26 protein-coding genes are annotated in these 24,470 nt (G+C 34.5%); 14 read left to right on the top strand and 12 right to left on the bottom strand.

The features are described from left to right. Positions 1 to 3 precede the first annotated feature (3 nt). Positions 4 to 993, bottom strand: a complete 990-nt coding sequence (locus tag BA768_RS04815) for a glycosyltransferase family 2 protein (protein ID WP_065719914.1) — start codon at positions 991 to 993, stop codon at positions 4 to 6. Continuing rightward, a complete protein-coding gene (locus BA768_RS04810; RefSeq protein WP_065719913.1) occupies positions 994 to 1,869 on the bottom strand; it encodes a lysophospholipid acyltransferase family protein in 876 nt (291 codons plus the stop codon). Positions 1,870 to 1,948: 79 nt separating this feature from the next. Here BA768_RS04810 and BA768_RS04805 point away from each other — a divergent pair, with 79 nt between their 5' ends. Further along, on the top strand, positions 1,949 to 2,521 hold the full coding sequence (locus BA768_RS04805) for a thioredoxin family protein (protein WP_065719912.1): 573 nt from the start codon (positions 1,949 to 1,951) through the stop codon (positions 2,519 to 2,521). A gap of 34 nt (positions 2,522 to 2,555) precedes the next feature. Here BA768_RS04805 and BA768_RS04800 read toward each other — a convergent pair whose 3' ends face one another. From BA768_RS04800 to BA768_RS04765, 8 genes are all read right to left on the bottom strand, one after another. After that, positions 2,556 to 3,959, bottom strand: a complete 1,404-nt coding sequence (locus tag BA768_RS04800) for an aldehyde dehydrogenase (RefSeq protein WP_262484165.1) — start codon at positions 3,957 to 3,959, stop codon at positions 2,556 to 2,558. Positions 3,960 to 4,253: 294 nt separating this feature from the next. After that, entirely contained in the window at positions 4,254 to 4,772 is a 519-nt protein-coding gene (rplI, locus tag BA768_RS04795; RefSeq protein ID WP_047483507.1) for a 50S ribosomal protein L9, read from the bottom strand. A gap of 127 nt (positions 4,773 to 4,899) precedes the next feature. Then, positions 4,900 to 5,202 carry a 30S ribosomal protein S18 gene (rpsR, locus tag BA768_RS04790; RefSeq protein WP_034675795.1) on the bottom strand — a complete coding sequence of 101 codons (303 nt, stop codon included), beginning with the start codon at positions 5,200 to 5,202 and terminating at the stop codon, positions 4,900 to 4,902. Positions 5,203 to 5,234: 32 nt separating this feature from the next. Beyond that, entirely contained in the window at positions 5,235 to 5,576 is a 342-nt protein-coding gene (gene rpsF, locus BA768_RS04785; RefSeq protein WP_034675796.1) for a 30S ribosomal protein S6, read from the bottom strand. Positions 5,577 to 5,711: 135 nt separating this feature from the next. Beyond that, entirely contained in the window at positions 5,712 to 7,028 is a 1,317-nt protein-coding gene (locus BA768_RS21035; protein WP_065719911.1) for a T9SS-dependent choice-of-anchor J family protein, read from the bottom strand. A gap of 93 nt (positions 7,029 to 7,121) precedes the next feature. Next, the gene (locus BA768_RS04775; protein WP_065719910.1) at positions 7,122 to 8,471 is read right to left on the bottom strand and encodes a chloride channel protein; all 1,350 of its coding nucleotides are present in this window, start codon (positions 8,469 to 8,471) and stop codon (positions 7,122 to 7,124) included. A 164-nt stretch (positions 8,472 to 8,635) separates the two neighbouring features. Further along, complete coding sequence (locus BA768_RS04770) at positions 8,636 to 9,955, bottom strand: dihydrolipoamide acetyltransferase family protein (RefSeq protein WP_065719909.1); 1,320 nt, start codon at positions 9,953 to 9,955, stop codon at positions 8,636 to 8,638. A gap of 63 nt (positions 9,956 to 10,018) precedes the next feature. After that, complete coding sequence (locus BA768_RS04765; RefSeq protein WP_065719908.1) at positions 10,019 to 10,846, bottom strand: S-adenosyl-l-methionine hydroxide adenosyltransferase family protein; 828 nt, start codon at positions 10,844 to 10,846, stop codon at positions 10,019 to 10,021. Between the two features lie 126 nt (positions 10,847 to 10,972). On the opposite strand from BA768_RS04765, the gene BA768_RS04760 reads away from it, so the two are divergent. The 7 genes from BA768_RS04760 to BA768_RS04730 all read left to right on the top strand — a co-directional run bounded on the left by BA768_RS04760 (position 10,973) and on the right by BA768_RS04730 (position 16,843). After that, positions 10,973 to 11,929, top strand: a complete 957-nt coding sequence (locus tag BA768_RS04760) for a PhoH family protein (protein WP_034675807.1) — start codon at positions 10,973 to 10,975, stop codon at positions 11,927 to 11,929. Between the two features lie 98 nt (positions 11,930 to 12,027). Then, positions 12,028 to 12,702 (top strand): porin family protein, encoded by a 675-nt coding sequence (locus tag BA768_RS04755; RefSeq protein WP_065719907.1) that lies wholly within the window; start codon positions 12,028 to 12,030, stop codon positions 12,700 to 12,702. Positions 12,703 to 12,834: 132 nt separating this feature from the next. Further along, positions 12,835 to 13,347, top strand: coding sequence for a hypothetical protein (locus BA768_RS04750; RefSeq protein WP_065719906.1), 513 nt, complete (start codon positions 12,835 to 12,837; stop codon positions 13,345 to 13,347). Positions 13,348 to 13,559: 212 nt separating this feature from the next. Then, a complete protein-coding gene (locus BA768_RS04745; RefSeq protein ID WP_065719905.1) occupies positions 13,560 to 14,216 on the top strand; it encodes an outer membrane protein in 657 nt (218 codons plus the stop codon). 81 nt (positions 14,217 to 14,297) lie between these two features. After that, entirely contained in the window at positions 14,298 to 14,933 is a 636-nt protein-coding gene (locus tag BA768_RS04740) for an OmpW family outer membrane protein (RefSeq protein ID WP_034675819.1), read from the top strand. Between the two features lie 166 nt (positions 14,934 to 15,099). Next, entirely contained in the window at positions 15,100 to 16,170 is a 1,071-nt protein-coding gene (locus tag BA768_RS04735; protein WP_065719904.1) for an ATP-binding protein, read from the top strand. Next, complete coding sequence (locus tag BA768_RS04730; RefSeq protein WP_065719903.1) at positions 16,163 to 16,843, top strand: response regulator; 681 nt, start codon at positions 16,163 to 16,165, stop codon at positions 16,841 to 16,843. Before BA768_RS04735 ends, BA768_RS04730 begins: the two co-directional genes overlap by 8 nt. Positions 16,844 to 16,868: 25 nt before the next feature. Here the strand turns inward: BA768_RS04730 and BA768_RS04725 are convergent, their stop codons facing one another. Further along, the gene (locus tag BA768_RS04725) at positions 16,869 to 17,687 is read right to left on the bottom strand and encodes an HNH endonuclease (protein WP_065719902.1); all 819 of its coding nucleotides are present in this window, start codon (positions 17,685 to 17,687) and stop codon (positions 16,869 to 16,871) included. Positions 17,688 to 17,907: 220 nt separating this feature from the next. Here BA768_RS04725 and BA768_RS04720 point away from each other — a divergent pair, with 220 nt between their 5' ends. Next, the gene (locus BA768_RS04720) at positions 17,908 to 19,851 is read left to right on the top strand and encodes a KUP/HAK/KT family potassium transporter (RefSeq protein ID WP_065719901.1); all 1,944 of its coding nucleotides are present in this window, start codon (positions 17,908 to 17,910) and stop codon (positions 19,849 to 19,851) included. A gap of 160 nt (positions 19,852 to 20,011) precedes the next feature. Here BA768_RS04720 and ffh read toward each other — a convergent pair whose 3' ends face one another. Beyond that, positions 20,012 to 21,373, bottom strand: a complete 1,362-nt coding sequence (gene ffh / locus BA768_RS04715) for a signal recognition particle protein (RefSeq protein ID WP_065719900.1) — start codon at positions 21,371 to 21,373, stop codon at positions 20,012 to 20,014. 184 nt (positions 21,374 to 21,557) lie between these two features. Here ffh and BA768_RS04710 point away from each other — a divergent pair, with 184 nt between their 5' ends. The 5 genes from BA768_RS04710 to atpH all read left to right on the top strand — a co-directional run bounded on the left by BA768_RS04710 (position 21,558) and on the right by atpH (position 24,460). Continuing rightward, entirely contained in the window at positions 21,558 to 21,926 is a 369-nt protein-coding gene (locus tag BA768_RS04710; RefSeq protein WP_065719899.1) for a hypothetical protein, read from the top strand. Positions 21,927 to 22,011: 85 nt separating this feature from the next. Beyond that, positions 22,012 to 23,088 (top strand): F0F1 ATP synthase subunit A, encoded by a 1,077-nt coding sequence (atpB, locus tag BA768_RS04705; RefSeq protein ID WP_034675833.1) that lies wholly within the window; start codon positions 22,012 to 22,014, stop codon positions 23,086 to 23,088. A 41-nt stretch (positions 23,089 to 23,129) separates the two neighbouring features. Further along, complete coding sequence (gene atpE, locus BA768_RS04700) at positions 23,130 to 23,339, top strand: ATP synthase F0 subunit C (protein ID WP_034675836.1); 210 nt, start codon at positions 23,130 to 23,132, stop codon at positions 23,337 to 23,339. Between the two features lie 84 nt (positions 23,340 to 23,423). After that, on the top strand, positions 23,424 to 23,918 hold the full coding sequence (locus BA768_RS04695; RefSeq protein WP_034675838.1) for a F0F1 ATP synthase subunit B: 495 nt from the start codon (positions 23,424 to 23,426) through the stop codon (positions 23,916 to 23,918). A 2-nt stretch (positions 23,919 to 23,920) separates the two neighbouring features. Next, positions 23,921 to 24,460, top strand: coding sequence for an ATP synthase F1 subunit delta (gene atpH / locus BA768_RS04690; protein ID WP_047483438.1), 540 nt, complete (start codon positions 23,921 to 23,923; stop codon positions 24,458 to 24,460). Positions 24,461 to 24,470: the final 10 nt, after the last annotated feature.

Genomic DNA, 24,470 nt, shown 5'->3' with positions numbered 1-24,470 from the left:
AAATTAATTTTTACCTCCTAAAAAATGCTTAAAAATAAGCCATTTTGTTTGGTAATAGTGGCTTTTTTGATGCTTTTGCCGGCGTTTCAGTGTTCCTGAAAGCTGAGCATAAAACCCGAAATGTCCTCTTGCTACTGCCCAAAGATGTGAAAAACCATTTTTATAAGCGAAGTAAAAGGAAGCAATACCATCTAAACACAATCTGAAAAATATCAGCCAGATCAGTTTCGGAAAGGGTAAATTCTTCAACATCATCGAAAGATTATTTCGGATGTTTAAAAAAGTTTTCTGAGCACTTTGCTTGTTTAAAGTTCCACCTCCGACGTGATAAACTTCAGATTTTCCGGTGTAAAATACTTTCTTTCCTGAATTAATTAATCTCCAACAAAGATCAATCTCTTCCTGATGTGCAAAAAATCGTTCATCAAAACCATTCTGCTCCCAGAAATCATTAGATCTGATAAAAAAACAACATCCTGAAGCCCAGAAAATTTCTGTTTCGTCATTGTACTGACCTTTATCTTCTTCCAAATCGTCAAAAATTCTTCCTCGACAATAAGGATAGCCCAAATTATCAATCAATCCGCCTGCAGCTCCTGCAAATTCAAAATATTGTTTATTATTAAATGATAATATTTTAGGTTGAATAGCAGAAATCGCTGAATCTTTTTTAAATAAATTTAAAACCGGCTTAATCCAGTTTTCAGAAACTTCTACATCAGAATTCAGAAGACAGTAATATTCTGCGTTTATTTTTTTTAAACCTTCGTTATAACCGCCTGCAAAGCCATAATTTTTGTCGTTAATAATGATTTTTACCGAAGGAAATTTCTGTTTTAAAAATTCAACCGAATCATCTGTTGAATGGTTATCAATGACATATATTTCAGCATCATCAGAAAACCGTACAACACCCGGAAGGAATTTCTGAAGCCAGTTTTTCCCGTTCCAGTTTAAGATAACTACGGCAAGATTTTTAGATTCTTCTCTCATTTACTCTTCATACGTTTTAATAGAATCCTGATACTTCCATTTTCTGTGCGACCAAAGATAATTGTCGGGATTTTTTCTGATGGTATTTTCAAGAAGATGATGGAATTTTTGTACCACTTCATTATTCACAAATTTTTCACCATCCGGATAGATCCTGTGATAATTTACCTGATAATACCCTCTTTTTACTTTTTTCATTTCGCAATAAATAAAGATAAGATCCATTCGGGTAGCTAATTTGTCGTAACCAATGAAAGCTGGAGTTCTCTGGTTAAGAAATTTTAATCCGTAATTCACATGTGAAGAATGTGGTGTCTGATCGGCAACAAACATATAGATAGATTCGCCATCGTTTTGCTTTCTGAAAATATTTAAAATAACTTCATTAGCTTCAAGCGCTTCATTTCCGAACTTATTGCGGACTTTTTTCATCTGATCTTCCCAAAAACTGCTGTTTACCTTTCTGTAAACAGGATGTGAGTTTTTTTGAGGTGTAAGCGTTGCTAAAGCATTCATCCATTCCCAATTGAAAACGTGTCCTGCCATTAAAATGATATTTTTGCCTTCAGCTTTTGCTTCATGAAACAAATGCTGATTGATGTGTTGCATCCTTACACGTGATTCTGTTTCGGAAATGCTGAACGATTTCACCGTTTCTACCAGATAATCTGAAAAATTTAAATAGAATTTCTTTCTGATTTCTCTGATTTCCTCATCTGATTTTTCAGGAAATGAATTCTTTAAATTCTTCGTAATTACATTTTTTCGGTATCCGACGATGTAATGATTCAAAAAGAAGATAATATCTGAAAAAATGTATAAGATTTTCAGCGGGAGCTTTGAAATTAAGTATAATATTTTTATCAGGAAATTCATAAAACAGGCAAATTTACGGATAATAAAATTATGGTTCTATTTTTGCTTGTAAATACTATTATTTTTTTATTTTTATGTTATGAAAAAATTGATAGTTACAGCTTTTATAGGAATTGGTTTTCTCGGATTTTCTCAGGATCTGAAGAGTGAATCAAATGTAAGGGAAAAGGATAAAACTTTGTTGGTAAAAACCGATCATGCAGAGCTGGAAGCAAAAAAGAAAGCAGCTGAAGAAAAAGCAAAGCTGCCTAAACCTTATGATCCTAAAGCGGATGCAGAAAAAGATATTCAGGCTTTAATTGGAAAAGCAAAAAAAGAAAATAAGAATATCATAATTCAGGCAGGTGGGAACTGGTGTATTTGGTGCTTGAGATTCAATCAGTATGTACAAACAACACCCGAGTTGAAGAATATTGTTGATAAAAACTATGAATATTATCATCTGAACTATTCGCCGGATAATAAGAACGAAAAAACTTTTGCAAAATACAGTAATCCGGGTGAAAAGTTTGGGTATCCGGTTTTCATCATCTTAGATAAGAACGGAAAGACACTCCATATCCAGCAGAGTGATGTTTTGGAAGAAGGAAAAGGATACAGCTTAGAAAAAGTAAAAGAGTTTTTCAACAAATGGACTCCAACGAAATCTTAAAAAATTAACCGGGAATTTTCTCCCGGTTTTTTATTTATAGAAATCTTTTGATCCAACTTAATTTTTTCTCAGAATAGGGTGGATATTTAATATTTGGTTCGCCCCAGGTTGCTTTTTCCAGAACGGCTTTTTGATGAGAAAATGTTTCAAAACCAAATTTACCGTGATAATTACCGATTCCTGAATTTCCGACTCCGCCAAACGGGAGGTTTTCATTTCCTAAATGCATCATGACGTCATTGATGCAGCCTCCGCCAAATGAAAGTTTATTTTTGAATATTTCCTTCTCTTCGGAATTTTGAGTGAATAAATAAGCCGCTAAAGGCTTTTCGTGTTCTAAAATTTCATTTAAAACAAGATTGAAATTGGTAAACGAAATAACTGGCAAAATGGGTCCGAAAATTTCATCCTGCATCACGTCATCATTCCAATTGACATTCGTTAAAATTGTGGGTTCGATGTATAATTTTTCCTGATCTGAATTTCCTCCAAAGTAAATTTTATCTTTATTGATAAGCTTAGTAAGCCTTTCGAAATTCTTTGAATTGATAATTCTTGTATAATTTTCAGAATTTATTTCATATTTAAATTCCTGAATATATTTTCTAAGCATCTCTAAAAACTGTTCCTGAACAGATTCTTCTACCAATAAATAATCGGGAGCCACACAGGTTTGTCCGGCATTTAAAAATTTTCCCCAGACAATTCTTTTGGCGGCAACTTCAAGATTAGCTTCCTTGGTAATAATTGCCGGAGATTTTCCGCCTAATTCTAAAGTTACGGGCGTTAAATTTTTTGCCGCAGCTTCGTATATGATTTTCCCGACTTTTGTACTTCCTGTAAAAAATATTTTGTCGAATTTTAGTTTTAAAAGTTCGGTTGTTTCATCAATTCCGCCTTCATAAGCATATAAATATTCCGAAGGAAAGTTTTCATTGATGATTTTTACCATTACTTTCATTGTATTTTCAGCGATTTCGCTTGGTTTTACAATGCAGCAATTTCCAGCTGCCAAAGCTGCAACAATAGGAGAGAGCGACAGTTGATAAGGGTAATTCCACGCTCCGATAACAAGAATATTTCCTAAAGGTTCAGAACAGATTCTGCTCTTTCCGATTTGATTAACAATGTTGGTACGTACTTTTTTAGGTTTTGAAAGCAATTTTAAATTGTTCAGATAATATTTAATATCATTTAATATAAAGGAAATTTCGGTGGTGAAAGTATCAAATTTAGACTTACCAAAGTCCTTATCAATAGCTTCATAGAGAAGATTCTCATTCTGAAGAATAATATCCCGAAGTTTTTCAAGATACATCTTTCTGAATCTGAGATTTTTTGTCTGCTGTGTTTTAAAAAACTCTTTCTGCTTCGATACGATTTCCTGAATTTCCATAAACTGAATTTCCTGATTTATAGCAAATTTTCTGCCTTTTATTTTTTTATAAGTAATATTTACCGTTAGTTTGAAAGTGAAAGACAATGTTTGTTTTAAATTCTTATTATGAATAACGGGCTGCAATCATAGCCCCAATCGCAGCAATTGTTTGAGCTCATTTTTTGTTTTCGGCGGCGGCTTTGCCGCCGCCGAAAACAAAAAATAGCGAGTGCGGAGAGCGGGAAATAGCTTCTAAAATGAAACAACTTCAATATATGCTTGTTGTAATGACATAAAAGAAAAACCACTTCAACTGAAGTGGTTTTATATAGTGAGAAAATCTCGTCTTTTTGATTAAGCTTCTTCAGTAGAAGGAGTTTCTTCAACTTTAGCTTTAGGAGCAGCTGGTTTAGGAGCTTCAACCGGAGCGTCAGATACGATATCGAACTCATAGTTGTACTCAACATTTCTGTGAAGTCTAACAAGAGCAGTGAATTTACCTGTTCTCTTAATGGTGTTTCCAGGGATTTTGATGTATTTTTTATCTACAGATACACCTGCTTTTCCTAGAGCTTCAGCTAAATCAGCATTGTTGATAGAACCGAATAATTTATCACCAGTACCTACTTTTGCAGGAATAGTGATTGAAGTTTTCTTCAATTGATCAACCACACCGTTTGCAGTAGCGATTAATTTTGCTTCTTCTTCTTTTCTAGCCTCTAAAGTAGCTTCAAGAGCTGCAATGTTTTTAGGAGTAGCTAAAAGTGCAAATCCTTGAGGAATCAAGAAATTTCTAGCATAACCAGGCTTTACGTTTACTGTGTCGAATTCAAGACCTAAATTTTCAACGTCTTTTTTTAGAATAATGTTCATTGTTGTTGTCCGTTTTAGAGTTCCGAGTTTCGGTTTATATTCCGGGTACTCGTTACTTCGTTAGAATTTATTAATTAATTCAGCAACAAAAGAAGAGATTGCTCTCTTCTTTTATTTATTTTTTGTCTTATTTCAATAAGTCAGCTACGTAAGGCATCAAAGCTAAGTGTCTAGCTCTTTTGATAGCAGAAGAAACTTTTCTTTGGTATTTCAAAGAAGTTCCGGTGTATCTTCTTGGTAAAATTTTACCTTGCTCGTTTACGAACTGTAATAAGAAATCAGCATCTTTGTAATCAACGTGCTTAATTCCGTATTTTTTGAATCTACAATATTTCTTTTCAGATTTTGTATTGATATCAAGCGGAGTAAGGAATTTTACTTCAGATTCTCCTCCAGCTGAGGCTTGTTTAGCCATATCATCTATTGCCATGTCTTGTCTTTTTTAAAAAATAGGGTTAATAATTAAGCTTTAGCTGCTTTTACTTTAGTTCTTCTAGTGATAGCATACTCTACAGCGTGCTTATCAAGTTTTGTAGTAAGGTAACGGATTACTCTCTCGTCACGTTTGAATGCCAATTCTAAATCAGCAACTACAGTACCTTCACCTTTAAACTCAATTAAAGTGTAAAATCCATTCTTTTTTAATTGAATAGGATAAGCTAATTTTTTTAGTCCCCAATTTTCTTTGGCAACGATTTCGCAGTTCTTTTCTTTTAAAAGATCCACGTACTTGTTCACTGCTTCCTCTACCTGTGACTCAGATAGAACGGGAGTTAAAATGAAAACAGTTTCGTAATTGTTCATAATGTAAATGAATTTGTTAATTATTTCGAGGTGCAAAAATAGGCAATATATTTATTATATGCAATATAATAGCTCATATAATTCAAAAAAGACCTGCTTTTGCAGGTCTTAAAATAATTCTAATGAAAGAAATCTCTATTTTTTTATAATTTTCGCAGATTGTAAGCCTGTTTCTGTTTGTACTGTCACAACATAGGTTCCAGATGTTAATCCTGAAACATTAATATTTGTTTTCTCCGTTTCTAAAACATTTTTACCACTTGCATCATAAATTTTAACAGATTTTATTTTTGAGTCTGAACTGATATTTAAAATATCCGATACAGGATTTGGATATATTTTGAGATTTTCATCTTTTTTAGCCAAATCATTTACAGATAGAGCTGCAGAAACATTTACAGTGTAATCTTCTGCTTGTCCATAACTACCATCTTCACAAGGAAGTGTAAGATCAGTTGTTGTATCTAATTTTTTAACTCTCATTCTGGTGTTTCCAAGAAGAGCTGTTGGAGGAACAGCTATAGAATGTACTGCCTGAATTGCATCTGTACCCGTGGAATTTACAATCGTTTGTGTTACAGTATATACTTCTCCGGCATCACTTAGATTACCATTTTGATTCCAGTCAATAAATACTGCAAAACGGTTTGTGTAATTTCCTCCCGTGTTACCTTTTAAAGTAATATCATAAGACTGTCCTCTGGCTACATTAGCAGTTTGTGAAAGGAAATATTCATGGCTGTTTCCTAAATATGCAGTTGCACTGGTTGTATTATTAATTCCTGCAAAATTTACCAAAGTAATTGGTTCATCACCGTCATCACCGAAAAAATCTGCAAATACAAGCGGTCCACAATAAGAAGGTGGTGGTGCAACATAAGTGTAATCTACTTTAATGTTATCTACCATCAACATAAATTTATCGTTACTGTTATTTACAAAAGCAAATCTTATATTCTGACCGATATATGGAGTTAAACTTACAGCTCTGCTTGTCCAGTATTTATTTTCACCAGCAGTATTGTAAAGTTCAACGGTGAAGTCATTCACAGTATTTCCTCCATTGGGAGCAAGCATTACTTTGTAACCATCAGGATAATCTCCATCCTGCGCTTTTGCATCCCAGTATAAAGTTGGTGAAGCTCCGGAAACAGGTATTGTAGGCGATATTAGCCAATCGTTCGAAGTTCCTGCTGGTGTATACCAGGAAGTACTCATTGCTGCATAATTTCCTGCGGGACCTCCAAAACTTCCATTAGTTCCTTGTCTGTCGATTCGGTTCCAGCCATTTGTAATAAAATTCACACTTGTCGCAGGGGTTAGTCCATCTACATCGATTATAGTCCATGCTGAAATTCCCTGACCGTTTCCATCAAAATTTTCCTGAAATATCTGGCTAAAGCCAAATACAGGAAATGCTAAAAATAATACATTGAGTAATTGTTTTTTCATATTAAGTTATTTTTTGAATTTGTAGACAAGTTAATAAAAAATATTAAAAACTCATTTTTCGGTGAATTTATTTGGTTGTTTTTTAATGAAATTTTAATCTTTCCTAATTTCTGTTAAAAAATTGATTTTCAGGACATCATATAAAGAATGACGACTCACTAAAATAGAAGCAATTGAAGAAACCATTCCTCCAAGCATTAAGTGAAAAATCAGAGAATGTCTGTCGGTCATTTCCAGGACAATAATTGCAGATGTAAACGGAGCGCGGGTAATGCCTGTAAGAAAGGCAACCATTCCGCCAAGAATAACGACGTTTGTTTCATTGGGTGTTAAGTCAATAATTCCGGAAATTACAGATCCGATACTTGCTCCGGCTGTTAAAGCAGGTGCGAAAATTCCTCCTGCACCCCCTGAAGTAAATGATAAGGCAGGGCCAAACATTCTTAAAATCGGAACATACCAATCTTCATGTTTATCCTGAGTATATAGTACACGTTCCATAATCTCTTTTCCTGAGCCCAAAACTTCACGGCTGATGAAAAAAGAAACACAGGCGATTAAAAGAGCACAGCCTACTAAAAAAATAACATTCGCTCTGTTTGTTTTAAGATTTCTCTTCTTCCAGTCATTCATTTTCAACATGATTACGGAAAGCTGACTAGCTAAAATTCCTGCAACTCCTGCAACAAGAACAATCGGAAACATGACCATTAATGAAACATCATTTGTTTTTGGGTAACCTAAATATAAATAAGAACCGGCTAAAGTCTGAGCTGTTAAACCAGCGATGATAACCGCTGTAAACAAAGCTGTTTTAAAGTAATTAATGTGAGTTTTTGAAAGTTCTTCGACAGCAAATACAATTCCACCTAAAGGCGTGTTGAAAGCTGCTGCAAGTCCGGCTGCGGCTCCGGTCATAATCATGTTTTTCTTAGATATTTTCGGCCACCAATCCGGAAGATATTCATTTACTTTTCGGAAAATGGAACCTGCGATCTGAATTGTTGGTCCTTCTCGTCCCACAGCACCGCCTCCAATAACTAAAATAACAGATGAAATAATCTTAAATACGATAATTTTTAAACTTAAAAGACTTCGGATCTTTTTGTGTTCTTTAGGATTTGCAAGTTCTACAGCCGCCATCACCTGCGGAATTCCGCTTCCTTTGGCATTGGGTGCGAATTCCTTTACCAGCCACCATGATAAAACAAAACCAATCGGTGCGATGATGAAAATCATCCAATCGTGCCAGTCTAAAATAAAATGAAGCAGGTTTTCTCCCCATGAAAATATCTTAGCGTACATCACGGCAAAAAAACCGGTAATGACAGAACCAATCCAAAACGGAATTGCCTGAAGCAGATTTTGTTTCAGCTGTTCGTTTCGGATGTTGTCGAAAGATTTTTTAAGTCCTTTTCGAATGGAGACCAAAATTCTGCGCATATTTCAAATCTAAATTAATTTTTAGTAATATGAAAGCTTTTAACGGAATTCAATATTAAATTTAATTGTAAAAATTTAAACAAAAAAACCTCCGAGAAAACTCGAAGGTTTGTATTAAAATAAGCAGTAAAGTAAAAAATTACTTATTACTAATTATTCATTACTTATATCTCTGTATTCAAATCCCAGTTTTCAAGGTAGTCATGAACATGCTTCAGCATCATTCCTCCAAGAGAACCGTCTACAACTCTGTGGTCGTAAGAGTGAGACATGAACATCAACTGACGGATCGCAATTACATCGCCATCTTTAGTTTCAAGAACTGCAGGTTTTTTAACGATTGCTCCGATTGCCATAATTGCAACCTGAGGCTGAGGAATAATCGGAGTTCCCATAAGGTTTCCGAAGCTTCCTACGTTTGAAATCGTATACGTTGCACCTTGAGTATCTTCCGGTCTTAATTTTTTGTTTCTTGCTCTGTAAGCCAGATCATTGATCGCTTTTGCCAAACCTGACAACGACAGCTGATCTGCATTTTTAATAACAGGAACAATTAAATTTCCATCAGGTAGAGCAGTTGCCATACCGATATTGATATTTTTCTTTTTGATGATGTTGTCTCCGTTGATAGAAACATTGATCATTGGGAAATCCTGAATCGCTTTTACGATGGCTTTTACAAAAATCGGCATGAAAGTCAATTTCTCACCTTCACGTTTTTCAAATAGATCTTTGTTTTTAGCTCTCCATTTTACAACATTGGTCACATCAGTTTCAATAAAAGACGTTACGTGAGGAGCGATTTGCTTCGCTTTCACCATATTTTCAGCGATGATTTTTCTCATTCTGTCCATCGGAATGATCTCATCACCTGCAGAAGTTGAAATGGTTGTTGCCGGAGTCGAACTTACAGCAGCTTTTGGAGCAGGATCTGAAGCAGTTTGTTGAGCAGGAGTAGCTTGTGGAGCAGGCTGATTTCCTCTGTTTGCAACGTATCCTAAAATATCTTCTTTGGTAATTCTTCCTTCTAAACCGCTTCCTTTAATCGTTTTCAGTTCAGATTCAGAAATATTTTCCTGTTGTGCAATTGATTTTACAAGTGGAGAAAGGTATAAGTCTCCCGAAAATTCTGTAGAGGCAGCAACTTGCAATGGCTGCTCAATAGTTTTCAAAGTTTCTGCATCGGGAGCGGTAACCGGAGTTTCAGTTTTTACTTCTTCTGAAGCCGTATTTCCGCCTTCTCCTTCAATTTCTAAAATAGCGATGGCTTCACCTACTTTTGCAACTTCATCTTTCTGCTTAAGGATTTTTACGATTTTTCCCGAAACTGGTGTCGGAACGTCTGAATCTACCTTATCTGTTGCAATTTCTACTACCGAATCATCTTCCTTTACCTGATCTCCTTCATTGAATAACCAAGTAATAACTGTAGCTTCCATCACGCCTTCACCCATCGAAGGAAGCAATAATTTGTATTCTGCCATTTTTAAATTTTAGATTTTGACAAATATATAAAAAAAATCGGTTTTTTTATGAAATAGATAATTTTAGAAAAATTCGATGTAAATATTTTCTCCCACATTCAGCCCGAAAAGGGTTTTAGCACCATTTTTTTTGCTGCCTTTATAAATGGTTAATTCCAACTGATCGCTGTCGTTAAATATTGCTGCAGATTGCCCATGGTAATCGGTTTCCCGCTCCCAATCAACGACTACTTCTGTGTGACTGGAATAGATTTTTGACAGGCTTAAATTCCTGAATTTAATGGTGAAATTTTCAAAACCTTTTGCTAAACTTTCAAAAGAATCTTTATTGATATTTGAGATTATATTTCCGAAATTATCAATGTACATTACTTCGCCGATTATCATCTTTTCAGATTCATTATAAACAGGTTTCGGGAATAAAAGCTGTTTTGCAGTCTCTATTTTTCTACCGATTACTTCAGGAAGTCCACCATTTGCGAGATGTACAGCAACAGGAACAAAAACATCGGTTGAAGTAAAGTTGACAATATCATCAAACCTATTGTTTAAAGTAATTTCGTAGATCGCTTCAGGTTTAATATCGAAAAAAATCAAACTTAAAAGGCCGTTGTCAGCAGCTAAGAAATAATGTCCGTCTGCTTTATAAAGGATATTTTTTCTCGATTTGTGGTAAAAGCTGTCCACAGAAATAATATGAATCGTTCCTTTTGGAAAATACCGGTAAGCATTTCTTACGATATAAGACGTCTGAATAAGGTTATATGCCTGAATATCATGGGTAATATCAACGCTGTTGACTTCAGGATTTAAAGACAGGATTTTTCCTTTCATTGCTGAAACTCTGTAATCTAATCTTCCAAAATCTGAAGTGAGGGTAATAATTGACATGAATAAAAGGGATAGAACTGCAAATTTATCTAAAATAAAAAGAAACAAACGGCTATTGTGGATAAGAATTTGATTTAAATTTGAAAAAAAACTTTTAAATTTAAAATCTAAAATAAAAATATTTGCATGTTTGAATTAACCTATGAATTAGAAGATATAGATTCTAAAAACTTCTACGGAGTTAATAACCAATATTTCAATTTAATAAAATCAAGCTTTCCGACGCTTAAAATTACAGGTCGTGATCATTTTATCTTTGCGATGGGTAATCAGGAAGCTTTAGATATATTTAAACAAAAACTGGATGATATTGTTGCTTTTATCTCTAAAAATAATTCTATCGGACTAAAAGATATTGAGAACTTCCTTAATCTTAAAGATGAGAACGAGAAACATTTGGTTTTTGACCAGGATATTATCGTAAAAGGTGTAAATGGGAAAATCATTAAAGCAAAAACGACAAATCTTAAAAAACTCGTTAAAGAAACCGAGAAAAAAGACATGGTTTTTGCCATTGGACCTGCAGGAACGGGCAAGACCTATACCAGTGTTGCTTTGGCGGCAAGAGCTTTAAGAGATAAAGAAGTTAAAAGAATTGTTTTAACGAGACCTGCTGTGGAAGCGGGGGAAAGTCTGGGTTTCTTACCAGGAGATCTTAAAGAAAAGCTTGATCCTTATTTACAGCCTTTATATGATGCGCTTCGCGATATGATACCGCATGAAAAACTGGAAGGCTTTATGGAGAAAAAGGTGATTGAAGTAGCTCCTTTGGCTTTCATGAGAGGTCGAACTTTGGATGATGCTTTTGTTATATTGGATGAAGCTCAGAATACAACCCACGCTCAGATGAAAATGTTTTTGACGAGAATGGGGATGAATGCTAAATTTATCATTACCGGAGATCCTACACAGATCGATTTGCCTCCGAAACAGCATTCAGGTTTAAAAGAAGCGATGAGAATTTTGAAAGATGTGAAAGAAATTGGCTTTGTGTATTTAACCGAAGAAGATGTTGTAAGACACCCTGTAGTAAAGAAAATCATCTTGGCATATAACGAAGAAGATAAGCGTAACAGAGAATAATTTTGAAAAAAGTTCAATAATTTTTAAAAATATTTTGCAGTTCTATAAAAAGTGATATATTTGAACTCTTAAAATATGTTAAAAAATTAATTTAAACTATGAAAAAATTATTACTTATTGCTTCTGTTGCAATGATGGGAGCTATTGCAAATGCACAGGAATTCAAATTTGGTCCAAAAGCGGGTTATTCATTATCAATGCTTAAAGCAGAAGGTGAAGGGGAATCATATAAATTTGATTCAAAATCAACTTTTTATGCTGGAGCAATGGCTGAATATAAATTCAATGATAGGTTTGCAGTACAAGGAGAAGTTTTATATTCACCATTAGGAGGTAAGCAAGAAGAGTCAGTTTCATATACTGAAATGGGAGTAACTATTACAGGTACGCAAAAATCAGATTGGAAGTTAGGAACTGTTCAAATTCCGGTTAGTGCTAAATATTATGCTACTGAGAACTTAGCTTTTGGATTAGGTCTTAATGTTGGAATTGTAACGTCTGCAAAAATTGAAGCGAGTGCTACATTATCAGGATCAGCTATGGGAGAATCATTCTCAGAGTCTACAAGCACAACTGAAGATGTGAAAGATAATATTAACACATTAAATTTGGCTCCGTTTGTAGGTGCTGAATATACTCTAGAAAATGGTTTGTTTTTCGATGCAAGATATAATTTAGGAGTATCAAATCTTATTAAAAATCCAGAAGGGAATGAAACTTTGAAAAACAGCTTCTTCCAAGTTGGTGTAGGTTTCAAGTTCGGAGGGAACTAAGAAATTACCACTCAAGCAATTATCATACAGCAAGACAGTTTTGTCTTGCTTTTTTTTTGTAAAAAACTTCTGCGGCACTGTGTTTGCTATAAAGGAAGCATTGAGTTAATAACAAAATTTTAAATTATTACAATGAAAAAATTACTATTGCTGGGTGCTTTTGCCCTTTTTGGAGGGGTAGCTCAGGCGCAAGAAGGATTTAAATTGGGCGGTCACATCGGTGCTCCGGTGGGTGATGCTGCAAATATTTCAGCTTTTACATTGGGTGTTGATGCATCTTATATGTGGAATATCATGAAAGGTCTTGATGTGGGGGTTGCGACAGGATATTCTCATTTTTTTGGTAAAGACAGATGGGATGATTTCGGATTTATCCCTTTGGCAGCGTCTGGAAAATATAAATTTAATGGCATTCCGTTATTCGTTGGTCTTGATCTTGGTGGAGCAATTTCTACGAAAGATGGTATCGACAGCGGTTTATATGTGTATCCAAAAGTAGGATTTCAGATGTCTAGAGCTGAATTATATTTAGGTTACCAGAATATCGGCAGTGAGAGAGGCGACTGGGACAGAGACAGAGACCGAAGAATCGATTCAAACTTTGGTGCTATTAATCTTGGCGTGAATTTCTTTTTAGGAAAGTAAAATATCTAAAATACAGATCATATTAAGCTCCAGTTGAAAAATTGGAGTTTTTTTTTGGCTATTGTTGAAAAAAAGATAATTAAATCTCTGCAATGCGATTTTAATTAATAAAAAGCCTTTGTTTAACAGTGATATTAATCATGTTAACAAATTTTAATATTAGAATATACCCTTATAAATTTGCAGTCAAGAAAGTATAAAATTATTAAAAAATGAAAAAATTATTAGTAGCTGGTGCTGTTGCACTTTTCGGTTTATCTAATGCGCAAATCGCTAAAGGTACTGTTTATTTATCAGGAACAGTAAATTATTCTCAGGAAGAAACTCAAAATGGTAATGTTAAAGAAGAGAAACTTAATGTAATTCCTACAGTAGGATATTTTGTTGCTCCAAATTTAGCAGTTGGAGTAGGTGTTGGTTACAAAACTCAAACAAATACAGAAGTTGAAACTCTTACATTTGGTCCTACAACTACTGTTAATACAACAAAATTCAAGCAACCTGCTTTTGTAGTTGAGCCTTTCGTTAGAAAATACTGGACTTTGTCTGATAAATTATATTTCTTCGGTCAATTAGCAGTTCCTATGCAGTTTGGTAAATCAGAATTAGAAGGTACTTCTGTTACTACTACAGGATCTACTGTATCAACGACTACAGTATCTACTGAAGCTAAATATACTCAAGTAGGTGTAACTGTTAAGCCAGGTTTGGATTATTTCTTGAACAAAAACTGGACTATTGAAGCAACTATCGGAGAATTTGGTTATAACAACTATAAACCAAAAGAAGGTGATGCTACAAACAACTACAACTTCGGTTTAAACCTTGCAAACGTAGGTATCGGTGTGAAATATGTTTTCGCTAAATAATCAGCAAACATAAAATAAATCAAGATCCTGAGATTTTTCTCAGGATTTTTTTTGTATTTTCGCGGCTCAAATATCAATACTATGAAAAAATCATTACTAGTTGGTGCAATTGCACTTTTCGGTTTGGCAAATGCTCAAATGACTAAAGGAGATTGGGTAATCAGCGGAAACACAGGAATGGGTTTCAACAACGTGAACACAACTTACAAAGCGGAAGGAGAATCTGCAGATGGTCCTAAAGTAAGCACATTTTCTTTAACGCCGTCTGTAGGATATTTTGTGATCGACAAATTGGCAGTAGGGATCGATCTTGGTTTTACCACAGCGACTACAAAATTTGAAGGTGCAAAATCTACAACAACAAGTTTGGCTGTAATGCCAACTGCTACGTATTATTTTGCAAACGATTCTAAATTTGTTCCGTTTTTAGGAGCAGGAATCGGGTATGCATCGGTTAAAAACAAAGGTTCTGTAGATGTTATGGGAGTATCAGAATCTATGGAATCTACAACAGACGGTCTGGCTTGGAAGGTGAAAGGAGGGGTTACTTATATGGCAACTCAGTCATTGGGTATCAACTTAGGACTTTCTTATGATCAGTTCTCAAACAAAGAAACTTATTTCGGAACAGAACTTAAGACAAACGTGAAAACTTTCGGAGCAAACATTGGTTTCTCTTATTTCATCAAGTCTAAAGCTCAGAAAACAGATAAATAATAATCTCTACTTTAAACTGAATATCAATCCTGAGAATATTTCTCGGGATTTTTTATTTTAAACTCAGCTTAATCTTTCTTGAATCACTTTAAATATTCACATTGGGAAAATATTTATAAAATCTTTATAGCTAAATACCTAATTTTACTTTCTTTTTAGATCAAACTTGAAAACTTCTGCAACCTTACAATACCGGCAATATGCATTAAGTACGCTTTCTGTACTTACAGTTTCTGTGCTTTGTTTCCTTATAAAAGAAGAGATAAACTACAGAATTGCAGCATTAATCCTTTTACTCACCGTTTCGGTAGTTGCGATGCTGTTTGATATTTTACCGGTGCTTTTAGCGGCTTTTTTGAGTGCGGTTATCTGGAACTTCTTCTTCATTCCGCCCCAATTTACTTTACACATAAGCAGTACGGAAGATCTTTTGACATTTCTATCGTATTTTTTTGTGGCGTCTCTTAATGCTGTATTAACCTTTAAAATAAGACAGGCAGAACGAAAAGCCAGAGATAAAGAAGAAAAAGAACAGACTATAAAACTATACAATACGCTTTTAAACTCGTTATCTCACGAATTACGAACGCCGATTTCCACAATTTTAGGAACCGTCGATACGTTGAAAGATTCCAATTTACAGTTGAATAATGAGCAGCAATTAGATTTATTAAATGATATTGATATTGCCACCGTTCGTCTGAACAGACAAGTTGAAAATATTCTCAACATGAGCCGTATCGAAAGCGGAATTTTAAAGCCGAAATCAGATTGGTGTGATATGAATGAACTGGTGAATTCCGTTATTCAGAAAATTGAAAACTGTGATGGGCATCAATTGAATTATACCGTTAATGAAAATCTTCCGCTTTTTAAATTGGATATTGGTTTTACCGAGCAGATTTTGTTGAATCTTTTGCATAATGCCGTACAATATACACCGTCAAATTCTATTATTGAAATTAAAATTTTTCACGAATCTGAAAACTGTAAGATTATTATTTCAGACAATGGAAACGGAATTCCTGAAAGCGAACATCAACTGATTTTCGACAAATTCCGAAGACTTCCAGACAGTAAAACCGGGGGAAGCGGATTGGGATTATCGATCGTAAAAGGCTTTACAGAAGCACAAAATGGGACAATTTTATTACAGAATAACCATCCGAACGGAACGGTTTTTAAGATAGAAATTCCTGCAGAAACCTCTTACATTAACCATCTGAAAAATGAATAAGCACGAAATTTTGGTCGTCGATGACGAAGCGCAAATCCGAAAACTGCTACAGATTACCTTAGAAAGCAACGACTATAAAGTTCGTTTGGCAACGACGGGAAAAGAAGCGCAGATTTCTGCAGCCCATCATCCTCCCGAACTGATTATTCTAGACCTCGGATTACCCGATAAAAGCGGACATATCGTACTAAAAGAACTTCGGGAATGGTACAATAAATCGATTATTATTCTTTCGGTAATTGATAATGAGGAAGACATTGTTTCGGCTTTGGATAATGGTGCTACAGATTATTTAACGAAGCCTTTCCGTACTGCTGAACTCTTGGCGAGAATTCGTGCTGCCATCCGTAGAAACAGCACCGAAAACGATGAATCCAATATCAAAATCGGTGAACTGGAAATTGATATTATTTCCCGCACCGCCAAGAAAAAGGATGAAGTCCTGAAACTGACTTCCACAGAGTTTAATTTGCTCTCACTTTTTGCCCGAAATGAAGGCCGGGTTTTAACACATCAGTTTATTTTAAAAGAAATCTGGGGTGTCGGTTTTCAGACCGAAACTCAGTATTTACGGGTGTTTGTCGGAACTTTACGCAAGAAAATTGAAGATAATCCCAATCAGCCGAAGTATATTATTACGGAAAGTGGAGTGGGATATAGGTTTGGGAAGTGATGATTATTAATATTTAAAATTTTCATCAATTATTTTTCAAAAACTCTGGTGTTAAGTCGTATCCGAAATTACTTCCCTTTCTGTAGAGCGGACTAATGTCATTGTGTAATTTTAACCACTCCAAATATCCATCTATTGAAGAACCTGCCATATTAATTACAAATTCAATTCCTTTGTAAGCAAATACAAAATATAGCTCTTGTCGATTAGTTGCTAAAAAGTCACATTCAAAAATCATATCAACTGATTTTCCATCTTTCAAATAAAATTTTTCATTTTCACTATATATTTTTCTTGAAGAATAGACCCAGTTTTCATTTTTTGGATTACTTCGAACATAGTTTCTTATTTTATCAAATTGCGGTTCGTTAACAAAATCAATCATATCTTTATTTGTTTTGATTACTCTTAAAGCAAGCATTTCAAAAGCCATTTTTGCTAATAGCCTTGATACACTGATGTTATCTTTAGGGTAGTCATATTTATAAGGGACTATAATACTTGTAATTTCACCTTTTTCTATCAAATTAAAGCTTTTAGAATCAAGAGTTACTTGAATGCCATCATTTAAATCAACTTCTGCTAAATATTTAGTTTTTGGTAAAATTGCTTTCCCCCTAGGAATTCGATTTTTTTTTGAAGGAATAAAATTTCTAAATCTAATATTAGTGAAAAATTCAAGTTCTAAAACTTCCTTTTCTATTTTTGTAGAAAAATAATTATTACACCTATCACACACCATTCCTTTTTTTAATATATGTTTTTTATTTCCAAATGATTCTGGAATAATATGCTCAACACTTTTAGAATTGGTTGAATCTTTTTTACAAAATATACAGTTCATTTGTAGTTATTTATAATCATATGATAATTAAAGGTAGCAATATTAAGTAATATTCTTTACTTCAATATTAATTTTCTAAAATTAGTAAACAATCTCTTAAAAATTCAAATATCATTGAAATTGCCCATCTTTATAAAATCTTTATACAACCCCACCAAAAATTTACATTTTACCAACAGATTTCAGAGCAATTTTGTAGCTGAAATTAAATGTAAAATTTGTGAAAACAGACATCAAACAAAAAGTTACACTTGCTTCGTTGGTGGTAGCTTTGGGAATTATTTATGGTGATATCGGTACGAGTCCGTTGTACACTTTTAAAGCCATTATTGGTGAAAGAAACATCAGTGAAATATTGGTTTTAGGTGGTGTTTCCTGCATCTTTTGGACTTTGGTCTTACAAACAACTGTTAAATACGTATGGCTTACACTGAAAGCCGATAACCAAGGCGAAGGCGGAATTTTCTCTCTCTATTCTTTAGTGAGAAGATATGGCAGAAAAATCGTAATTCCCACAATGATTGGTGCGGCTGCATTGTTAGCTGATGGGATTATAACGCCTGCAGTTTCCGTCACTTCAGCGATTGAAGGTTTGGGAATTATTAAGGGAGTAGAGCACGTTCCGGTAGTTCCGATTGTAATCGCCGTTATTTCACTGATTTTCTTTTTACAGCGTTTCGGGACGCAAAATGTGGGACGGGCTTTTGGTCCGATTATGATGGTTTGGTTTACGGTTTTACTGGTTTTGGGGTTAAGCCAGATTGTGCATTATCCATCGGTGATTAAAGCCTTAAATCCGTATTACGCTTACGAACTTTTATCGCAATATCCGAAAGGTTTCTGGCTTTTGGGAGCAGTATTTTTGTGTACAACCGGAGCGGAAGCTTTGTACTCCGATTTGGGACATTGCGGAAGAGAAAACATCAGAATTACATGGGGATTTGTAAAAGTTTGCCTGATTGTGAATTATCTCGGACAGGCTTCGTGGCTTCTTCACCAGGGAAATCCTTTATTGGAAGGAAGAAATCCGTTTTTTGAAATGATGCCTTCATGGTTTCTGATTCCCGGCGTTATTATTTCTACTTTAGCGGCAATTGTGGCTTCTCAGGCTTTGATCAGTGGTTCGTTTACATTAATTAATGAAGCGATCAGTTTAAATTTCTGGCAAAGAGTGGCCATAAAACAGCCTACGGAAACGAAAGGTCAGATTTACATTCCAAGTGTGAACAATATTTTATGGGCGGGATGTCTGCTTGTGGTTTTATATTTTCAAACCTCTTCAAGAATGGAAGCGGCTTATGGTTTGGCAATCACTTTAGCCATGATGATGACGACATTTTTACTATCATTTTTCCTGGTTTATAAATTAAAATGGAATAAAATTTTCGTCTTTTTATTGCTTTCTGTTTTCATCATTATTGAAATTTCATTTTTCATTGCGAATTTGGTTAAATTTCAGGAAGGTGGCTATATCACGGTTTTTGTGGGTGGAATCTTTTTTATGGTGATGTATATCAGTTATTTTGGGCGAAAAATTAACAACCGATACACGAAATTTACAGACCTTGGTAAGTTTGCGAACCAAATTGTAGAATTGAGTCACGATGAAACAATTCCAAAATATACAACGCACCTTATTTATCTGACAAAAGCAGACAGAAGAGATCAGATTGAAGAGAAAATCATCAACTCTATTTTCGATAAAAAACCGAAAAGAGCCGATGTGTATTGGTTTTTCCATATCAATAGAACCAATCATCCTTATACTTTAGATTATGAAGTTTCCGAATTGGTGGATGATAAAGTGATAAAGATTGTGTTGAATATCGGTTTCAGAATTCAGCCAAAAACCGAACTGTACTTCGAGAAAATTATTGATGATCTGATTGCCAATAAAGAACTGAATTTACATTTAAGAAACAACGGCTCTACAAAATATAATCCGACCATCGATTTTAAATTTATTCTGATCGAAAAATTTCTTTCTGTCGAAAATGAGTTTGCTTTGAAAGAAGGTGTCATTCTGAATTCTTATTTCTTCTTAAAGAATTATGCCCAAAAAGATGAAGACGCTTTCGGATTAGACCGAAATGATGTCTTGGTAGAATATGTTCCCGTTGTTTATCAGCCGATACAGGTTTTAAATTTAGAGAGAAAAGCTTAATAATCATTTAAAAAGAGTCCCGAAGGGACGATTTTCTAAAGGATAGGATGCAATCCTATCAACTTTACATATAATAATTTAAACAAAAAACTCTCAGAAAAAATCTGAGAGTTTTATTTATCTAAAGCCAACAGCAAAAACCATTAGCAAATTGCAAAAATTATTTTCCAAACATTCCACCCATTCCAGGCATATTTGGCATTTTGCTCATCATCTGCATCATTTGTTTTCCTTGTGGTCCTTGCATCATCTTCATCATTTTTCCCATTTGGTCAAACTGCTTCATTAATGCATTTACGTCTTCAATTTTTCTTCCTGCACCTTTCGCAATTCTGTTTTTTCTTTGAGTATTGATAATTGAAGGTCTTCTTCTCTCATCAGGAGTCATTGAATGAATAATTGCTTCGATATGCTTAAACGCATCATCGCTGATTTCAACGTCTTTAATGGCTTTTCCAACTCCCGGAATCATTCCCATCAAGTCTTTCATATTACCCATTTTTTTGATCTGGTTGATCTGCTTTAAGAAATCATCGAAACCAAATTCGTTTTTAGCGATTTTCTTGTGAAGTTTTTTAGCTTCTTCTTCGTCAAATTGTTCCTGAGCTCTTTCTACTAAGGAAACAACGTCTCCCATTCCCAGGATTCTGTCTGCCATCCTTTCCGGGTAGAAAAGGTCTAAAGCTTCCATTTTCTCACCTGTCGAGATGAATTTAATTGGTTTTTCAACCACAGAACGAATCGTTAAAGCAGCTCCACCACGGGTATCACCGTCTAATTTTGTTAAAACAACTCCATCAAAATTCAAAGTGTCGTTGAAAGCCTTTGCAGTATTTACCGCATCCTGACCTGTCATTGAATCGACAACGAAAAGTGTTTCGTTTGGTTTAATGGTGGTGTGAACAGTTTTAATCTCATTCATCATCTGCTCATCAATTGCCAAACGACCTGCCGTATCGACGATTACAATATCGTGACCGTTCGATCTAGCAAAATTAATCGCATTTTGAGAAATCACTGAAGGATCCATGTTTCCTTCTTCCGTGTAAACAGGAACTCCTGTCTGTCCACCTAAAACTTTAAGCTGATCAATCGCAGCAGGACGGTAAACGTCACAAGCAACCAATAATGGCTTTTTATTTCTTTTAGTTTTTAAATAATTAGCCAATTTTCCTGAGAAAGTCGTTTTACCTGAACCCTGAAGACCGGCAATCAAAATAACAGAAGGTTTGCCTGAAAGATTAATTCCTTCCTGAGAACCACCCATTAAATCTACCAATTCGTCATGAACGATTTTCGTCATCAGCTGTCCCGGAGTAAGCGAAGTAAGAACGTTTTGTCCCAACGCTTTATCCTGAACTCTTTTGGTAAGGTCTTTAGCAACTTTATAGTTAACATCGGCGTCTACCAATGCTCTGCGAATTTCTTTTACGGTTTCCGCAACGTTGATTTCAGTGATTTTTCCACGTCCGGAAATATTATGAAGGGCTTTGTCTAATTTATCCTGTAAACTATTAAACATACTGTTTCTATATTAATGGTTTGCAAAAATAATAATTTTATATCTAATAACCTTGAGATGATTCATATTTAAAAAATTTTGGGTTAATTTCTAAAATGTATTTCAAAAACACTTTTTTCTAGTAGCCTAAGACGATTTTATTTAAAACTTTTGATATTGATAAATTTTGGTAGTTTTGCAGCCAATGAAAAAATTGATTGTTGTTTTAAAAGGATTAGGATTGTTTCTGCTGATTTCTGCAGTGCTGTTTGCTTTGCAGTGGCAGTTGGCAGAAAATAATGTAGTGGAGCTCAATTATAAAATCCATATTCTTATATTTTTTATTACGCTGATTAGTTTATTAACGATTTTGATTGTTTTTGCTTTTGAAAAAAAGAATGTAATAGGATTTATTTTCCTTGGGTTCGTCGTTTTTAAATTTTTCGCAATGGGTTATATTGCTGTGTTTCAGAAAGAATTCAGGCTGAACATTGTGCCGTACTTCGTTCTGTACTGGGTTTACCTTTTGGTGGAAGTCGTTTTTGTTTTAAAATTAGTCAAAAAACAAGACTAATATCATGTAATATAAAATTGAAGAATTACTAAAAATCGAATAAAAATTTATATTTTTGCAAAAATTTTAGAAATAAAGTCTAGTCATGAGTTTTAAAAAACTGTTAATCGCCCTTTATCTTTTTGTTTTCTGCTTCTCTTTTGCGGAAACTCACGAAGGTACTGCGGAAGCTGCAAAGGATGAAAAGTACAATCCGGTTCCATTTATTATGCACCATATTGCGGATGCACACAATTGGCATCTTTGGGGTGAAGGTCACAATTCTGTAGGAATTTCTTTACCTGTAATTCTTTGGGACAACGGTTTGAAAGTTTTCAGTTCTGAAAGATTCGGACACGAAGAAGAAAAGGTTGCTGAAGTAGACGGAAGTTTCTACAAAGTACACCACAACAAAATTTATTCTACAAATGCTGCTGGTGATTTAGATATGCACGATGGTCATCCGACAAATGCTCAACCTTTAGATTTTTCTATTACTAAAGTAGTTGCTCAAATGCTTTTAGCTGCAGTTATTTTATTAATCATCGGTTTTGCTTCAGCATCAAGTTATAAAAAATCTCAGGTTCCTTCAGGAATCGCAAAATTCATCGAGCCGATTGTCGTTTTTGTAAGAGACGAAATTGCTCTGCAAAACATCGGTTCTGTAAGATACAGAAAATATGTTCCTTATTTGGTTACATTGTTCTTGTTTATCTGGGTTCTTAATATTTTAGGATTACTTCCCGGAGCTGCTAATACAACAGGTAACATTGCATTTACAATGGTTCTTGCAGTATTTACTTTATTAATTGTAAACTTGAGCGGTAGAAAAACATACTGGATGCACATGTTTGATCCATTGGGAAGCAATATGCCTTTCGCTGGGAAAATCTTGGTTTATATTATATTAGTACCCGTAGAATTATTAGGAATTATTACTAAACCTTTCGCATTGATGATTCGTCTTTTTGCTAACATGACAGCAGGACACATCATCATCATGAGTTTGATTGCTTTGATTTTCATCATGCAGACTTACGCAATCACTCCGGTGTCATTAGGTTTATCATTATTCATTTATGTTTTGGAAGTATTGGTAGCGGCTTTACAGGCTTATATCTTTACGATGTTGACGGCATTATTCATCGGGTCGGCTGTAGAAGAGCCTCACCACGATCATTAATTAGAATTAAATTATAAAACAACTTTTTAAATTATAATATTATGACAGGTAGTATCGCAGCAATCGGAGCTGGTTTAGCAGTTCTAGGTGTAGGATTAGGTATTGGTAAAATTGGTGGTAGCGCAATGGAAGGTATTGCAAGACAACCAGAGCAATCAGGAAAAATCCAAACTGCAATGATTATCGCAGCAGCTCTTATCGAGGGTGCTGGTCTATTCGGTATCGTAGTAGCATTACTAGGAAACGGATAGTAAACAAACAGAATTCTACAAACGGTTGGTTTGTAGAATTCTTTTAAAAAAGTTAAAACAAATTAAAAAAATAATTGATATAAAATGGAATTATTAACTCCTTCAATTGGTAACATATTCTGGACAGCTGTAGTATTTTTATTATTAGTAGTTCTTCTTAGATCTTTCGCTTGGAAACCAATCCTAAGTGCAGTAAAAACAAGAGAAGACAATATTCAGGATGCTCTTAATCAGGCTAAATTGGCTAAAAAAGAGATGGAAACTCTTAAAGCGGATAACGAAAGAATTATGCGTGAGGCTAAAATCGAAAGAGATGCTATCTTAAAAGAAGCCAGAGAAATTAAAGACAGAATCGTAGCTGAAGCTAAAGATGCTGCTAAGTCTGAAGGAGATAAATTAATCGAAGCTGCAAGACAAACCATCAATGCTGAGAAAAATGCTGCAATGGCAGACATCAAATCTCAGATCGGAATTTTGTCTGTAAATATTGCAGAATCTATTCTTAAACAAAAATTAGACAACACTGAAGCTCAGAATGAGTTGGTTCAGAATTATTTAAACAAATCAAATCTTAACTAAGAATGCTTACATCTAAAGTAGCTAAAAGATACGCACAAGGTCTGTTGGATTTCACAAACGAATCCGGACAAACCGATGCTGTTTTTTCAGAAATGAAAGATGTTGTAAAGATTATGTCTGAATCTGCAGATTTGAACAAGTTTTTTCTGACACCTTACATTGATGCAAACAAGAAAACTGAAGTAGCCAGCGAGATTTTCAAAAGTTTCTCACCGGTTTCTCAGAATTTAATCAAACTGATTATCAAGCACGGAAGAGAAAATCAGCTTAAAAATGTTGCTCAGCAATTCATCAATAAAGTTGAAGACATCAAAGGAGTTCAAAGAATTACTTTGACTACGGCAACGCAGATTTCCAATGAAAACATTGAGCAAATCTTAAGATCTACAGATCTTGTAAACCAAAACGCACAATTTGATCTTGAGGTAAATGTAAATCCTGCTATTTTAGGAGGTTACATTTTAAGAGTAGGAGACCAGCAGGTTGATGCCTCTGTAAAATCAAAATTGAATAAGATTAAAAAAGACTTTCAGTTAAATTAAAACACAAATA

It is taken from the genome of Chryseobacterium sp. CBo1 (assembly GCF_001693475.1).
Classification (GTDB): domain Bacteria; phylum Bacteroidota; class Bacteroidia; order Flavobacteriales; family Weeksellaceae; genus Chryseobacterium; species Chryseobacterium formosense.
This window is presented reverse-complemented; position numbering and strand designations above follow the sequence as displayed.